Source organism: Pseudomonas sp. Marseille-Q5117, from assembly GCF_946901175.1.
Classification (GTDB): domain Bacteria; phylum Pseudomonadota; class Gammaproteobacteria; order Pseudomonadales; family Pseudomonadaceae; genus Aquipseudomonas; species Aquipseudomonas iranensis.
Genome location: NZ_CAMPPP010000004.1, coordinates 340305 through 354637 on the forward strand (window position 1 = coordinate 340305; position 14333 = coordinate 354637).

The following is a 14333-nucleotide window of genomic DNA, read 5'->3' on the forward strand; positions in this document are numbered from 1 at the left end:
CCGTTTCGCTGGCAGAACCATGACCGAACTCGTGTTAACGCTGATCAGTGCTGCGCTGCTCAACAACTTGGTGTTGCACTGGCCGCTGGGCGTCGCTCCGCTGTTGGCGGGCAGCCGACGCCAGGTCCATGCGCTGGGGTTGGCGACGTTGTGCCTGATGGTGGTGGTCGGCGTTATCGGTCAGGCGATCTGGCAGTGGATATTGGTGCCGTTGCAGCTTGAAGCGCTGCGCCTGTTCGTGTTTCTGCCATTGAGTGTGTTGTTGATCGCGCCGCTGCTGAAACTGCTGGCGGGCGGGCTGCCGGATTGGCCGTTCGCTGGATTGTGGCCGCTGCTGCTCGGCAATGCCGGCGTACTCGGGCTGGCGTTGATCAATGCGCAAAATGATCAAGGCCTGCTGCACGCAACGGCGTTGAGCTTCGGCGCCGGGCTGGGTTTCTGGCTGGTGTTGAGTGTGTTCTGCGATCTGCGCGAGCGCACGGCCGACAACGATATTCCCCTGCCCTTTCGCGGCCTGCCGATCGATCTGATCAGCGCCGGACTGATCGCAGTGATTTTTCTCGGATTCAGTGGATTGATCAAAACATGAGTCTGCTTCAACGCATCGATGCCCTGCTGCCGCAGACCCAATGCGGCAAGTGCGGACATCCTGGATGCAAACCCTATGCGCAAGGCATTGTTGACGGCGAGCCGATCAACAAGTGCCCGCCGGGCGGCGAAGAAACCATCGCTGCCCTGGCCGAGCTGTTGAAAATACCGGTCCTGGAACTGGATATCAGCCGTGGCCCGGCACCGCCGCAAGTCGCCTTCATCCGCGAGGCCGAATGCATCGGCTGCACCAAGTGCATTCAGGCCTGCCCGGTCGACGCCATCGTCGGCGCGGCAAAACTCATGCACACGGTGCTGATCGACGAGTGCACCGGTTGTGATCTGTGCGTTGCGCCGTGCCCGGTCGATTGCATCGAAATGCATCCTTTGCCTGCGAACACGATCCCAGTGGTTGGCGGTCTCGCATTCGATCTTGAAGAACAGCGCGCCCGCGCGATCAAACGTGACCACGCGCGCCAGCGTTTCGAGCGCCGCAACCAGCGCCTGCTGCGTGAAGAACAGCAAAAGCAGGCCGAACGTGAAGCGCGAGCCGCGCGTGCGGTACAACCGCAAGTATCGACCGGCGACCCGGTGCAGGCTGCGCTGGAGCGGGTGCGTGCGCAAAAAGCCGCGAACGCAGATGCGGCGCTGAAGAAGGCCAAGGTCGATGTGGCGATGAGTCGGGCTCAGTTGCATAAATCGCTGAAAGCTTTCGGCCATCCGCTGACGTTCGAACAGCAGTCGCAACTGACCGTCCTGCAGCAACAATTCGAAGCCGCCGAGCAAGCACTGGCGAAGCTGGAAAGCAGCCAACCGGTGATTCCCGCCGTCTCTGCTCCGAGCAACGACGCCGAACTCAAGCGAGCCAAGATCCAGTTGGCCATGCGCCGCGCCGAGTTGAAAAAGGCTCAGGCAGCGGAGGCTGCGCCGGAGCAGATCGCAGCACTGGAGCAAGCCGTGACTGACGCCGAGCGCCAGGTGCAAGACCATGCCACCCCTTGAGGCAGCGGACGATCGCCTGCAACAGGCGATGAATACCGTGCTGCTCGCAGCGCTGCCGGGGCTGCTCGCTTTGTTCTGGTTGTATGGCTGGGGCGTGTTGATCAATCTGCTGTTGGCGGTTGCCAGTGCTTTGCTCGTCGAAGCCGGGGTCGCCCATTTGCGTCGGCAAGCGGTGCAAGCGGCACTGCGTGATGGCAGTGCACTGGTCAGTGCGCTGTTGCTGGCCGTTGCGCTTCCCGCCTATTGCCCTTGGTGGCTGACGATCACCGCGACCATTTCAGGCTTGTTATTCGGCAAACACCTGTACGGCGGGGTTGGTAAAAATCCGTTCAACCCAGCCATGCTTGGCTTCGCCTTGAGCATCGTGCTGTTCCCGCAAGGGATGACGCACTGGCCGGGCCATGGCCTTGATTTCCTTTCGGCGCTGCAACAGGTTTTCAACCCGGCTCAAGCGCCGGACGCCTGGGTTCAGGCCACGGCACTGGACAGTCTGCGCATCAATAAAAGCCTGACCATCGATGAGCTGTTCGCCAGCAACCCGGCCTTCGGCCGCTTCGGCGGGCGCGGTGTGGAATGGGTGAATCTGGCGTTTCTGCTCGGCGGTCTGTGGCTGTTGCAGCGGCGGATCTTCTCCTGGCATGCGCCGGTGGGGATGCTCGCCAGTCTGTTCCTCATCAGCCTGTTGTGCTGGAACGGATCGGGGTCCGATTCCCATGGTTCGCCGCTGTTTCATCTGCTCAGCGGCGCAACCATGCTCGGTGCATTTTTTATCGTGACAGAACCTGTGTCCGGCGCGAAAAGCGCCCTCGCCCGCCTGCTGTTCGGCATTGGCGTCGGCTTGCTCACGTACCTGATTCGCACATGGGGCGGATACCCGGACGGCGTCGCGTTTGCGGTATTGCTGATGAATCTGCTGGTGCCGACGTTGGAGCGCTTCGCCGCCAGCCGCCAGTCGAAGGTGACCGCGTGAACGGCCCAGCGAGTGTCGCGACCCTGGTGCTGCTGGCACTCATTGGCGCGAGCGCAACATACGTGCTGCAGCGCAGCAGTGCACCGCAGATTGCCAGCGAGCAGCGCTTGCTCGAAAGCCGCCAACTGCTCGATGTCATGCCTGCCGCGCTCTACGACAATCAGCCGCTGGAGCAACCGCTGACGAAGCTCACCGAGCCTGTTTTGCGCCATAGCACGCTGTCAGGCGGCTATCGAGCGACCCGCTCCGGACAGACAGTTGCGGTGCTGTTGCGCAGTCGCAGCGAAGGTTACGCAGGCACTCTGGAACTGCTGATAGCCATCGATGCAAACGGCAGAGTTCTAGGCGTGAAAACCCTTGAGCAGCGCGAAACGCCGGGATTGGGTGGTCACATCGGTGAACGGCCGAATGCCTGGCTTCAGACCTTCCTCGGCAAATCCCGCACTGAGCCGACGGACGCCGGTTGGGCGCTGAAAAAGGATCAGGGGCAGTTCGATCAAATCGCTGGCGCGACCATTACCTCCCGTGCCGCCATCAACGCGATTCATGACGCACTGCGTTATTTCGATGAGCATCAGGCGCTGCTGTTAGGGGCTGGCTCATGAAACGCACGGCGAGTTTATTGATGCTGGTGCCGCTATTGGGCGCCACACAAACACTCAGCGCTGCACTGGGGATAACCTTGATGCTCGGCGCGGTGCTCGGCGTTTTTGCCGTTTGCATGTCGCCGCTGCGCGAACGCCTGACGGGCACCCGTGCGTTGCTAGCCAGCCTGATACTTGCCGCGACGCTGACCAGTTGCGCAAACATCATGGCGCAACGCTGGCTTTTGTCATGGCAGCAGACGTCTGAGCTCTACATAGGGCTGATCGCCTTGCACTGCGTCGTGCTTGAATACCACGGTGCCTTCCGCGAGCCCGTCGCTGTCAGCTTAAAACGCTGCGCCTTGTTCGGCGCGCTCATGCTGGTGGTCGGCGGGCTGCGCGAGATCATCGGTTATGGCAGCCTTGGCCGAGGCCTTTCGGAGCATTGGCAAGGTCTGGTTTTGTTCCCCGATGGGCTGCAGCTGTTTACGCTGGTCCCCGGCGCTTTGGTTTTACTGGGCCTGCTTCTCGCCGTACGTCAAGCGTGGACACCCCGCAACTCTGTCATCAAGGAAACGCATCGCCCATGAATGCTGCAAAACGTCTTGAGATATTTCGCCGACTGCACGAAGACAATCCCGAGCCGAAAACCGAACTGGCCTACTCTTCGCCGTTCGAGCTGCTGATTGCGGTGATTCTTTCGGCGCAGTCCACCGATGTCGGGGTCAACAAGGCGACGGCCAAACTCTTTCCCGTCGCCAATACACCCGCCGCGATTCATGCGCTGGGTGTAGAGGGGCTGTCGGAGTACATCAAGACCATCGGCCTGTACAACAGCAAAGCGAAGAACGTCATTGAAACCTGCCGTTTGCTGGTTGAACGCCACGGCGGCGAAGTTCCGCAAACCCGAGAAGAACTGGAAGCCCTGCCCGGCGTCGGGCGCAAGACCGCCAACGTGGTGCTCAACACCGCTTTCCGTCAATTGACCATGGCGGTCGACACGCACATTTTCCGCGTCAGCAATCGCACCGGCATCGCGCCCGGGAAAAATGTGGTGGAAGTTGAAATGAAGCTGATGAAGTTTGTACCGAAAGAATTCCTGCTCGACTCCCATCACTGGCTGATTTTGCATGGCCGCTATGTTTGCCTGGCGCGTAAACCGCGCTGTGGCAGCTGCCGCATCGAAGATCTGTGCGAATACAAACATAAAACTTCTGACGATTGAGCCGTCATCGGTTTTTCGTATCCATCGATTGAAAAAATCTTTTTTACCCGCCGCAGTAATGTCGATATAAGGAGCGCCAAAGGCAGTCTTAGCCGGGAGTTGACTTCATGAGTACCGACAAAGAGCAACTGGATGTAGAAGAAGATTTTATTGCCGTCGAGGCCGATGAGATCGAACCGGTGGTCGAGGTGGCGAAGACCAACCTCAGCAAGCGTCGCACAATCGACAACCTGCTTGAGGAGCGCCGACTGCAAAGGCAATTGGCCGATTACGATTTTGATCTGTGATACCTGAAGGCCTCCCGAAGCGGAGGCTTTTCATTTTCTGCGACAACCGAGCTTGATCGGCCCATGACGGTCTCAGCTGTCGAATCGTTCAAACCAGGCCGTTGCGCTGCGCCAACTCGATCAGATCAACCAGAGACCGCGCATTGAGTTTCAGCAACAGGCGAGTCTTGTAAGTGCTTACAGTCTTGTTGCTCAAAAACATGCCGTCGGCGATTTCCTTGTTGGTCTTGCCGCGCGCCAATTGCTGCAACACCATCATTTCCCGCCCGGACAGACGATCAACCATGTCCGCTTCACTTGCATTGCCCAGACTGGTGCGCACAGTATGCAGCGCCTGATTGGGAAAATAGCTGTAGCCGGATAGAACTGCCTTGATCGCACTCAGCAACTCGGTCAGATCCTGCTGTTTGCATACATATCCCGCAGCGCCTGACTGCATGCAGCGCATGGAAAAATGTCCGGGAGCCTGGGAGGTCAGCACCAGAACTTTCACCGGCATGGCGGTGGAAGTCAGGCGCGCAATAACTTCCAGCCCATCGAGTTTGGGTATTCCAATATCCAGAATGACAAGATCAGGCATTTGTTCGCGAGCAATTTGCAGTGCATCAACGCCGTTATCCGTTTCTGCAATGACTTCGTAGCCATGCCGTTCCATCAGCATACGCACCGCAAGTCGAATGACGGGATGGTCATCCACGATCAGCACTTTATTCATGGGCAAGTCCAGTTTTCGCTGTTCGAATTTTTAGAACACGCACGATATCCCAGTGACTTGCTTCAAAGCACAGCAACTTTTACACCCAGTTGCATCGAGAGACATTCCCTACAGGCATTGAGGATAATTCCCACAAATCGACCCGAGCTACACCACCACAACCGCACTTTTTTCTTTCAAGTCCGTACCAAACTCCCTTTTGATGCACGACTGTCCTACGCGGCGCCGACCTCTCATGCAGCAGATTTGACACTCGTCTTCCTGCTCTTGCCGAGTGCGTAGCAGACACATCAGGTAACGACCTGCCAACTCGCCAATCGCCGCGCCAACACCTGCTCCATAAAACTTGAAACAACAGTCTGAAACTTTAACCAATGCTTTTACTATAAATAGTAATACTCAACCTTCACCAAATCACATAGAACTCGAGCATGCTCAAGATAAAGAACAAGATAACCAACCCGATGACGGTTATCGCCATATTTGCCATCCTTTCGGAAACTTCCGCTGCGGTCTCGCTACCGTTTCTCGACAACAAGGATCGGGAAATTTATGTGTGGTTCCTGATCAGCTTTCCGTTTTACCTGTTATTTCTTTTTTTCCTCACTCTTAACTTTAACCACCGCTCGCTCTATTCGCCTTCGGACTTCGGCAAAGACAAGAATTTTTTGAAGACGACAGAAAATCAGGAACGTGACGGCGAGCGAAAAGTACCGTTGCGAAAAACCGATGGATCGCGCGCTTTCGAAATAACGAGCTGCATCGTGTCAAGCAACCCTGCGGGAGGTGGAATCCAGCGCGCATGCAGAACTCACAATTCGCCCGACCCGCCACTTGCTATGGCCAGTCAGGCCAACCCGGTCGTCCAGGCGATCAAGCTGTCACCGCTGATAAGCGAACTGAACATCATCGATGCCAGAGACGTTGATGCACCCAGAGAATTCGATGCGATTCTCGAAACTCTGCGGGGGACCGATAAAAAAACCGCGCGAGTGTTGGTCTTTCTATCCAATCACGTCTCGGACTCGCCGGCTCACACGGCATTGCAGCAGATCAGACAAGCAAAGAAAGGCTCAGGTGCGACGCTGTGTATCGTTTACAACCTGTGCTCACAAACAGTCACGTTGCTGGGAAGAACAAGCTGACAGATGAGTCATGCGCTGCACGCGGGAAGACGAGAGACCAGCCTGATGATCAGACAAAATTCCAAAAAAAAGGCGGCCCCGAACAGGCCGCCTTTTTTTATTGCGCGTCGGTCCGAATAAATCAGAACAACTTGCGGCCCTTGTTGGCAGCAATACGCATGCGCAGCGCGTTGAGCTTGATGAAGCCCGCCGCATCGGCTTGGTTGTAAGCGCCGCCATCTTCTTCGAAGGTGGCGATGTTGGCGTCGAACAGCGAATCGTCGGACTTGCGACCGGTGACGATGACGTTGCCCTTGTACAGCTTCAGGCGCACTACGCCGTTCACGTTGACCTGCGAAGCGTCGATCATCTGTTGCAGCATCAGACGCTCAGGGCTCCACCAGTAACCGGTGTAGATCAGGCTGGCATACTTGGGCATCAGCTCGTCTTTGAGGTGAGCAACTTCGCGATCCAGAGTGATCGACTCGATGGCGCGGTGAGCGCGCAGCATGATGGTGCCGCCCGGGGTTTCGTAGCAGCCACGGGACTTCATGCCGACATAACGGTTTTCGACGATGTCGAGACGACCGATGCCGTGCTCGCCGCCGATCTTGTTCAGCGTCGCCAGTACGGTGGCCGGGGTCATTTCGACGCCGTCCAGCGCGACGATGTCGCCGTTGCGGTAGGTCAGTTCCAGGTACTGCGGGGTGTCGGGAGCCTTCTCCGGGGAGACGGTCCAGCGCCACATGTCTTCTTCGTGCTCGGTCCAGGTGTCTTCCAGCACGCCGCCTTCATAAGAGATGTGCAGCAGGTTGGCGTCCATCGAGTACGGGGATTTTTTCTTGCCATGGCGTTCGATCGGGATCGCGTGCTTCTCGGCGTAGTCCATCAGCTTCTCGCGGGACAGCAGGTCCCACTCGCGCCAAGGGGCGATCACTTTCACGCCTGGCTTGAGCGCGTAGGCGCCCAGTTCGAAGCGCACCTGGTCGTTGCCCTTGCCGGTGGCGCCGTGGGAAATGGCGTCAGCGCCGGTTTCGTTGGCGATTTCGATCAGGCGCTTGGCGATCAGCGGACGGGCGATGGAAGTACCCAGCAGGTACTCGCCTTCGTAAACGGTGTTGGCGCGGAACATCGGGAACACGAAATCACGCACGAATTCTTCGCGCAGGTCGTCGATGTAGATTTCTTTGACGCCCATGGCCTGAGCCTTGGCGCGGGCCGGCTCGACCTCTTCGCCTTGACCGAGATCAGCGGTGAAGGTCACCACTTCACAGTTATAAGTATCCTGCAGCCACTTGAGGATCACCGAAGTGTCCAGGCCGCCGGAATACGCCAGAACGACCTTGTTTACGTCCGCCATGCCATCACTCCACGGGGTTCTACGGAAAGCGGGGGAGTCTACCGCTCAAACGCGATAATTTACAGAGGCGCGACAGCTTAAGACGACAAAGCGACAGAATCTGTCGAGAGCGCGACGATGACCGGCGGGTCAGGAAGTCGCTGCGGCCGTGGCCGGCGTACTCGCTTGCGGCGCCGGAGCCGGGGCGGTAGTCGGTGCGGCGCGCGACAATTTCACGTTGACCCGACGGTTCTTCGCACGATTGGCCTTGCTGGTGTTGGGCACGATCGGATACTGCTCGCCGTGGAAACGCACGGTGATCTGCGATTCCTGAATGCCGTTGGCCTTGAAGAAATCCACCACCGCCAGCGCGCGGCGGCGCGACAGTTCGCGGTTGGTCAGACGATTGCCGCTGTTGTCGGAGTGACCGTCGAGGTCAATGTGGTTCACCGTCGGGTCGGCCTTCATGTATTCGAGCATCACTTGCAGCTTGGCCTTGGCAGCCGGGTCCAGCTCAACGCCTTCGCCGGGGAAGCCGATCTGCGACTGCTTGATCTGGTCGAAATTCTGCGGCAGCAATTTCGCCACACAGCCTTGATAGTCGTTGAACGCCTTGCTGAATTTCACCGGCAACAAACGCACTTCGGAGACGCGGCCATCGCCAGACGCACGACGTACCACCGGGCTGCGACCGTCCAGCAGACCGCTGATCAATCCCCCGGCCTGGGATTGCGAGCTGTTGAACAACACATTGCCGCTGCCCAGACGCACAGAGCCCAGATTGATGTCGCCACGCCCTGGCTGCCACGGTGCAGCGGCAGCGAGCAAGGTCGCCGAACCGCCGCCAAGCATGGCGTTGTAGGCATTCAGGCGAAAGATCGCCTGTTCACCGGCCTTGCGCACGAACTCGCCCGAGCCGAAATCGGTGATCGGCTGCGTCAGGCGGCATTCGAACTGGTCGCCGGCGACCGTCCACTCAATGTTCTCCAGACGGGTCTGGTAAGTCAGCGCCATCGCGGGAAGGCTGGCAAACACACTGAGCAGGGCTAAATAACACTGGCGCACGGGAGGCTCCATTGGCTTGTGAAACACAAACACCGATTCACACAATGTTTACGGCATACCTTCGGGATATCGGACGCGTGTGGCAAAACTTGATAGCGGGTGCCTGCAAGAGTCTTTTCCGGTAGCATTCGCCTCAGTTTGACCCGCCTGGAATCCCCTCATGTCCGACCGCCTGACCCTGCTGCGTCCCGACGACTGGCACATTCATCTTCGCGATGGTGCCGTGTTGACCAATACCGTTGCCGATGTGGCCCGCACCTTCGGGCGCGCGATCATCATGCCGAACCTGGTACCGCCGGTGCGCAACGCCGCTGAAGCCGACGGCTATCGTCAGCGCATTCTCGCTGCCCGCCCGGCCGGCAGTCAGTTCGAGCCGTTGATGGTGCTGTACCTCACCGACCGCACCCAACCGGAAGAAATTCGTCAGGCCAAGGCCAGCGGTTTCGTCTACGCCGCCAAGCTGTACCCGGCCGGCGCGACCACCAACTCCGATTCCGGCGTGACCAGCATCGACAAGATCTTCCCCGGCGCTGGAAGCCATGGCCGAAGTCGGCATGCCGCTGTTGATCCACGGTGAAGTCACCCGTGGCGACGTCGATGTATTCGACCGCGAAAAGATTTTCATCGACGAGCACATGCGCCGCGTGGTCGAGCGTTTCCCGACGCTGAAAGTGGTGTTCGAACACATCACCACCGGCGACGCCGTGCAATTCGTCAACGAGGCTTCGGCCAACGTCGGCGCGACCATCACCGCGCATCACCTGCTTTACAACCGCAACCACATGCTGGTTGGCGGGATTCGGCCGCACTTCTACTGCTTGCCGATTCTCAAGCGCAACACCCATCAGGAAGCCTTGCTCGACGCGGCCACCAGTGGCAGCGCCAAATTCTTCCTCGGCACCGACTCGGCGCCCCACGCCCAGCACGCCAAGGAAGCCGCCTGCGGTTGCGCCGGTTGCTACACCGCCTACGCCGCCATCGAGATGTATGCCGAAGCGTTCGAACAGCGTAACGCGCTGGACAGGCTCGAAGCCTTTGCCAGCCTCAACGGCCCGCGCTTCTACGGCCTGCCGGCAAATACCGATCGCATCACCCTGGTCCGTGAAGAATGGACCGCCCCGACCAGTCTGCCATTTGGCGAGCTGACCGTTATCCCGCTGCGCGCCGGTGAAAAACTGCGCTGGCGCCTGCTGGAGGAACACGCGTGAGTGAAGACAATTTCGACGATGAACTGGACGGTCAAGGTGGCGGCGGTTCCCGTCATCCGATGGCAGCGCGTTTTCGCGGCTACCTGCCGGTTGTCGTCGACGTAGAAACCGGTGGCTTCAACGCAGCCACCGATGCCTTGCTGGAGATTGCCGCGACCACCATCGCCATGGATGAAAAGGGTTTCGTCTACCCGGATCACACCTACTTCTTCCGCGTCGAGCCATTCGAAGGTGCGAACGTTGAAGCGGCAGCGCTGGAGTTCACCGGGATCAAGCTCGATCATCCGCTGCGCATGGCCGTCAGCGAAGAAACCGCGCTGACCGACATCTTCCGTGGCATCCGCAAGGCGCTGAAAGCCAACGGCTGCAAGCGGGCAATTCTGGTCGGGCACAACAGCAGTTTCGACCTGGGCTTCCTCAACGCAGCAGTTGCGCGCCTGGACATGAAGCGCAACCCCTTCCACCCGTTCTCCAGTTTCGACACCGCGACCCTGGCGGGTCTGGCGTATGGTCAGACCGTGCTGGCGAAAGCCTGTCAGGCGGCCGGCATCGATTTCGACGGTCGTGAAGCGCACTCGGCGCGTTACGACACCGAAAAGACCGCTGAGCTGTTCTGCGGCATCGTCAATCGCTGGAAGCAGATGGGCGGCTGGGAAGACTTCGACGACTGATCCTCGACGAACAAATCCCGCGCATGAAAAAACCGGCCACGTGGGCCGGTTTTTTGGTTTAGTGCTTATAGAGCTTAAATTCTCGATCAATCCACACGACGTGAAAAACTCGATGGTTCTTGTAACCCACCATTGCTACGCGTTCGAAAGCCCGAAACACCAGCAATCTGACATCACCTGTTAAAAAGTCAGGTATCCCTACTTTAAGGCTGTTTCTCTCAATCGTTTCACATCCATACCGGTGCCTATGCTCTCTGCGCAGTTCTCTCCACGGCATCTTTCCCAAGATCCTGAGACGCTCAAGCATTTTGGACCGTTCGACAGCCTCACAATCCTGGATGCACCAGCCATTCTGCAAATACTCAAATGAAAAAACCGGAGGTCGCGCTTCCGATGAATCCATTTCGATAGCGGACGTCCTTGCCGTTAGTGTAACCGCCGCATCGCGTTCCCTGCGTTTGAACTTGGCCATTTCAGTTCACCAAATGCTCCCGGAAATACTCCTGCATTTCGCAGGCAGGAATTTCTCGGCTGAACTCCCCTTCCTTGTAGTTTCTACGCCAAGGAGCTTCTTCATGCGTCAACTGACGTAGTTTCCATGCCGAGAATTGGCCATAAACGTCGAACACTTCGTTGAGCAGACTTTGTTGTTTAGCACTGAAAACATCGGGGTTGAAATCACTTGGAGGAGGAATGGCACTTGATCCAAATTGGCTGAATCTTCGATATAGATCCGGAACCACCGGCCCGTGCATCCACGCCTCCAGCGTTTCAGGGAAGAGAGCCTCGCCATGGACGGCCAGACTGAACCCTTGAGCGTAGTAAACCAATTTTTGAATTTTGAGATTGGAGATCTCGCCTTCATGCCCTTCCAGGCAGAGGAAATAATCCGCAACGTCCAAGCTACTCGGCATTTGAATCCCCTTCTGCGTCATGCAATCCCTTGCACCGTCCTTACTTTAAATCAGGCGCGATTGAGGCCAGGGCAGTGGCCCATGTAACCCGATGTCGCTGTGGACAACCCTATCCAACCACTGTTCAGTCAACCAGTATTTTTTCCTGGCATTTGAAACAAATGATGCCGAGAGGCTTTCTCTGTATAAAAAAACCGGCCACGTGGGCCGGTTTTTTTGTACCTCGACGTTGCGGCTTACAGGGCCGCAGCGTTCTCGGTCAGGTAAGCCGCAACGCCTTCCGGCGAAGCGTTCATGCCTTTGTCGCCTTTTTTCCAGTTGGCCGGGCAGACTTCGCCGTGCTCTTCGTGGAATTGCAGCGCGTCGACCAGACGGATCAGCTCTTCCATGTTACGGCCCAGCGGCAGGTCGTTGATGATCTGCGAGCGAACCACGCCTTTGTCGTCGATCAGGAACGCGCCACGGAACGCCACGCCGCCTTCGGATTCAACGTCGTATGCCTTGGCGATGTCGTGCTTCATGTCGGCAGCCATGGTGTATTTCACCTGGCCGATGCCGCCATTGTTAACTGGAGTGTTGCGCCAGGCGTTGTGGGTGAAGTGCGAGTCGATCGACACAGCGATCACTTCAACGTTGCGTGCCTTGAAGTCAGCCATGCGGTTGTCCAGAGCGATCAGCTCGGACGGGCAGACGAAGGTGAAGTCCAGCGGGTAGAAGAACACCAGGCCGTATTTGCCTTTGATGGCCGAGGACAGGGTGAAGCTGTCAACGATCTCGCCATTGCCGAGTACGGCCGGGACGGTGAAGTCTGGGGCTTGTTTGCCTACGAGTACGCTCATTGATATCTCCTGGTGTAAAAACTTGAAGTTCAGGGTCCGGGCCAGCCTGTCACCCTCAGGCGACAGCCCTGTGACACGAACCCTCTTCGCAAGGGACGACCATCATACACTGCGTGTTTGGCCTGTCCGTAACGGATTTTCCCTGTTCGGTTATCCACTGCGTATTCATGGGGCCAGACGCGCATTTGGAAAATACCGTTCGTCAGTCGCTGGGAAATTGGCTGCGAAGCGTTCCGAAAGCACTTTGACAATCATTCTCGTTAACATTAAGATCCATCGCAATTGAGTCACAACCAGCGACGGTTCTTACTTATGTATGTTTGCCTCTGCACTGGCGTCACCGACGGACAGATCCGCGAAGCGATCTATGAAGGTTGCTGCAGCTATAAAGAAGTTCGCCAGGCCACCGGCGTCGCCAGCCAGTGTGGCAAATGCGCCTGCCTTGCCAAGGAAGTGGTGCGCGAAACCCTGACCAAGCTGCAAACCGCCCAGGCCGCGATCCCTTACCCGGTAGAATTTACTGCTGCGTAAATGCCCCATTTCAAAGAACCGGACTAGATGTCCGGTTTTTTTATGCCTGAAAATCAATTGCTTAGCGTCCAGACGCGGAACACAAACATTCTTATTCCGATTAATTTTCATTTATTATTCAATAACTTAGGTTTGACACTTATAACTGCCAAGCTCAAACTCCGCCTTATATACGGTTAATACAGGGCAGGACTCCGATCATGAAAGGCGACATTACAGTCATCCAGCATCTCAACAAGATCCTCGCCAATGAGCTGGTCGCGATCAATCAGTACTTCCTGCATGCGCGCATGTATGAAGATTGGGGTCTGAACAAGCTCGGCAAGCACGAATACCACGAATCCATCGACGAGATGAAACACGCGGACAAGCTGATCAAGCGCATCCTGTTCCTTGAAGGCCTGCCGAATGTGCAGGATCTGGGCAAGCTGCACATCGGCGAGCACACCCGCGAGATGCTCGAATGCGACCTGCGCATCGAAAAGACCGGCCATGCCGACCTGAAAGCCGCCATTGCCCATTGCGAAACCGTTGGTGACTTCGGCAGCCGTGAACTGCTCGAAGACATTCTCGAGTCGGAAGAAGAACACATCGACTGGCTGGAAACCCAGCTCGGCCTGATCGACAAGATCGGCCTGGAAAACTATCTGCAATCGCAGATGGGCGAAGAGTAGGAGCTGTCGAGTGAAACGAGGCTGCGATCTTTATCGATTTCAGCCTTGATACTCAGTCAACTCGTATAACCAACAAAAAGCCCCGCCCTCTTTCGAGGTGCGGGGCTTTTTGCTGGCCGAAGATCAAAAGATCGCAGCCTCGTTTCACTCGACAGCTCCTACAGGAGACGCGTCGTCGAGCGAAACTATATGAAAGTAGAATCAGGCTTCGGACTTGTTCGCCGCTGCCGCTTCCACAGCCGCCTTGATGGTGCTTTGCAGCGAACCGTCTGCAGCCATCTCGGTCATGATGTCGCTGCCGCCGACCAGCTCACCGCCGACCCACAGTTGCGGGAAAGTCGGCCAGTTGGCGTACTTCGGCAGGTTGGCGCGGATTTCCGGGTTCTGCAGGATGTCCACGTACGCGAACTTTTCACCACAGGCCATCACGGCTTGCGCAGCTTTTGCGGAGAAGCCGCACTGCGGGGCATTCGGCGAGCCTTTCATGTAAAGCAGAATGGTGTTGTTGGCAATCTGCTCTTTAATCGTTTCGATGATATCCATGGAGCACCTCGGCTGAACTTTCCGACTCTGAGGTCGGCACGGTGGCGCATTGTA

18 protein-coding genes and 1 pseudogene are annotated in these 14333 nt (G+C 57.4%); 12 read left to right on the plus strand and 7 right to left on the minus strand.

Annotated elements, in window-relative coordinates; translation table 11 throughout:
• The first annotated feature begins 19 nt into the window (after positions 1 to 19).
• The 7 genes from OC605_RS09945 to OC605_RS09975 all read left to right on the plus strand — a co-directional run bounded on the left by OC605_RS09945 (position 20) and on the right by OC605_RS09975 (position 4656).
• Positions 20 to 589, plus strand: a complete 570-nt coding sequence (locus OC605_RS09945) for an Rnf-Nqr domain containing protein (RefSeq protein WP_262136815.1) — start codon at positions 20 to 22, stop codon at positions 587 to 589.
• Positions 586 to 1590, plus strand: coding sequence for an electron transport complex subunit RsxB (gene rsxB / locus OC605_RS09950; RefSeq protein ID WP_262136817.1), 1005 nt, complete (start codon positions 586 to 588; stop codon positions 1588 to 1590). The genes OC605_RS09945 and rsxB overlap by 4 nt, the downstream gene beginning before the upstream one ends.
• Entirely contained in the window at positions 1577 to 2560 is a 984-nt protein-coding gene (locus tag OC605_RS09955) for an RnfABCDGE type electron transport complex subunit D (RefSeq protein WP_262136819.1), read from the plus strand. The genes rsxB and OC605_RS09955 overlap by 14 nt, the downstream gene beginning before the upstream one ends.
• The gene (locus tag OC605_RS09960) at positions 2557 to 3165 is read left to right on the plus strand and encodes an RnfABCDGE type electron transport complex subunit G (RefSeq protein ID WP_262136821.1); all 609 of its coding nucleotides are present in this window, start codon (positions 2557 to 2559) and stop codon (positions 3163 to 3165) included. Before OC605_RS09955 ends, OC605_RS09960 begins: the two co-directional genes overlap by 4 nt.
• Positions 3162 to 3734, plus strand: coding sequence for an Rnf-Nqr domain containing protein (locus OC605_RS09965; RefSeq protein ID WP_024014156.1), 573 nt, complete (start codon positions 3162 to 3164; stop codon positions 3732 to 3734). Before OC605_RS09960 ends, OC605_RS09965 begins: the two co-directional genes overlap by 4 nt.
• Positions 3731 to 4369, plus strand: a complete 639-nt coding sequence (nth, locus tag OC605_RS09970; RefSeq protein ID WP_016773410.1) for an endonuclease III — start codon at positions 3731 to 3733, stop codon at positions 4367 to 4369. Before OC605_RS09965 ends, nth begins: the two co-directional genes overlap by 4 nt.
• Positions 4370 to 4476: 107 nt before the next feature.
• Positions 4477 to 4656, plus strand: a complete 180-nt coding sequence (locus tag OC605_RS09975) for a PA3496 family putative envelope integrity protein (RefSeq protein ID WP_125925647.1) — start codon at positions 4477 to 4479, stop codon at positions 4654 to 4656.
• Between the two features lie 88 nt (positions 4657 to 4744).
• On the opposite strand, the gene OC605_RS09980 is transcribed toward OC605_RS09975, so the two are convergent.
• The gene (locus tag OC605_RS09980; protein WP_129997567.1) at positions 4745 to 5371 is read right to left on the minus strand and encodes a response regulator transcription factor; all 627 of its coding nucleotides are present in this window, start codon (positions 5369 to 5371) and stop codon (positions 4745 to 4747) included.
• Between the two features lie 431 nt (positions 5372 to 5802).
• Here OC605_RS09980 and OC605_RS09985 point away from each other — a divergent pair, with 431 nt between their 5' ends.
• Entirely contained in the window at positions 5803 to 6516 is a 714-nt protein-coding gene (locus OC605_RS09985; RefSeq protein WP_186567570.1) for a hypothetical protein, read from the plus strand.
• 121 nt (positions 6517 to 6637) lie between these two features.
• Here OC605_RS09985 and OC605_RS09990 read toward each other — a convergent pair whose 3' ends face one another.
• On the minus strand, positions 6638 to 7855 hold the full coding sequence (locus tag OC605_RS09990) for an argininosuccinate synthase (RefSeq protein ID WP_007953201.1): 1218 nt from the start codon (positions 7853 to 7855) through the stop codon (positions 6638 to 6640).
• A 129-nt stretch (positions 7856 to 7984) separates the two neighbouring features.
• Positions 7985 to 8899, minus strand: coding sequence for a flagellar protein MotY (locus OC605_RS09995; RefSeq protein WP_186567569.1), 915 nt, complete (start codon positions 8897 to 8899; stop codon positions 7985 to 7987).
• 160 nt (positions 8900 to 9059) lie between these two features.
• On the opposite strand from OC605_RS09995, the pseudogene pyrC reads away from it, so the two are divergent.
• Together pyrC and rnt are read left to right on the plus strand one after the other, a co-directional pair.
• Positions 9060 to 10107: pseudogene (gene pyrC, locus OC605_RS10000) on the plus strand (dihydroorotase).
• The gene (gene rnt, locus OC605_RS10005) at positions 10104 to 10778 is read left to right on the plus strand and encodes a ribonuclease T (RefSeq protein WP_186567565.1); all 675 of its coding nucleotides are present in this window, start codon (positions 10104 to 10106) and stop codon (positions 10776 to 10778) included. The pseudogene pyrC and the gene rnt overlap by 4 nt, the downstream one beginning before the upstream one ends.
• A gap of 58 nt (positions 10779 to 10836) precedes the next feature.
• On the opposite strand, the gene OC605_RS10010 is transcribed toward rnt, so the two are convergent.
• The 3 genes from OC605_RS10010 to OC605_RS10020 form a co-directional block, all read right to left on the minus strand.
• Positions 10837 to 11250 carry a hypothetical protein gene (locus OC605_RS10010; RefSeq protein ID WP_262136825.1) on the minus strand — a complete coding sequence of 138 codons (414 nt, stop codon included), beginning with the start codon at positions 11248 to 11250 and terminating at the stop codon, positions 10837 to 10839.
• A gap of 1 nt (position 11251) precedes the next feature.
• The gene (locus tag OC605_RS10015; RefSeq protein WP_186567561.1) at positions 11252 to 11692 is read right to left on the minus strand and encodes a Panacea domain-containing protein; all 441 of its coding nucleotides are present in this window, start codon (positions 11690 to 11692) and stop codon (positions 11252 to 11254) included.
• A 236-nt stretch (positions 11693 to 11928) separates the two neighbouring features.
• Positions 11929 to 12531, minus strand: a complete 603-nt coding sequence (locus tag OC605_RS10020; protein ID WP_003227723.1) for a peroxiredoxin — start codon at positions 12529 to 12531, stop codon at positions 11929 to 11931.
• A 312-nt stretch (positions 12532 to 12843) separates the two neighbouring features.
• Here OC605_RS10020 and OC605_RS10025 point away from each other — a divergent pair, with 312 nt between their 5' ends.
• Both OC605_RS10025 and bfr read left to right on the plus strand, forming a co-directional pair.
• Entirely contained in the window at positions 12844 to 13062 is a 219-nt protein-coding gene (locus OC605_RS10025) for a bacterioferritin-associated ferredoxin (protein WP_003227725.1), read from the plus strand.
• 200 nt (positions 13063 to 13262) lie between these two features.
• A complete protein-coding gene (bfr, locus tag OC605_RS10030; protein ID WP_016773403.1) occupies positions 13263 to 13736 on the plus strand; it encodes a bacterioferritin in 474 nt (157 codons plus the stop codon).
• Between the two features lie 201 nt (positions 13737 to 13937).
• On the opposite strand, the gene grxD is transcribed toward bfr, so the two are convergent.
• Positions 13938 to 14279, minus strand: coding sequence for a Grx4 family monothiol glutaredoxin (gene grxD, locus OC605_RS10035; protein ID WP_016773402.1), 342 nt, complete (start codon positions 14277 to 14279; stop codon positions 13938 to 13940).
• Between the last annotated feature and the right edge of the window lie 54 nt (positions 14280 to 14333).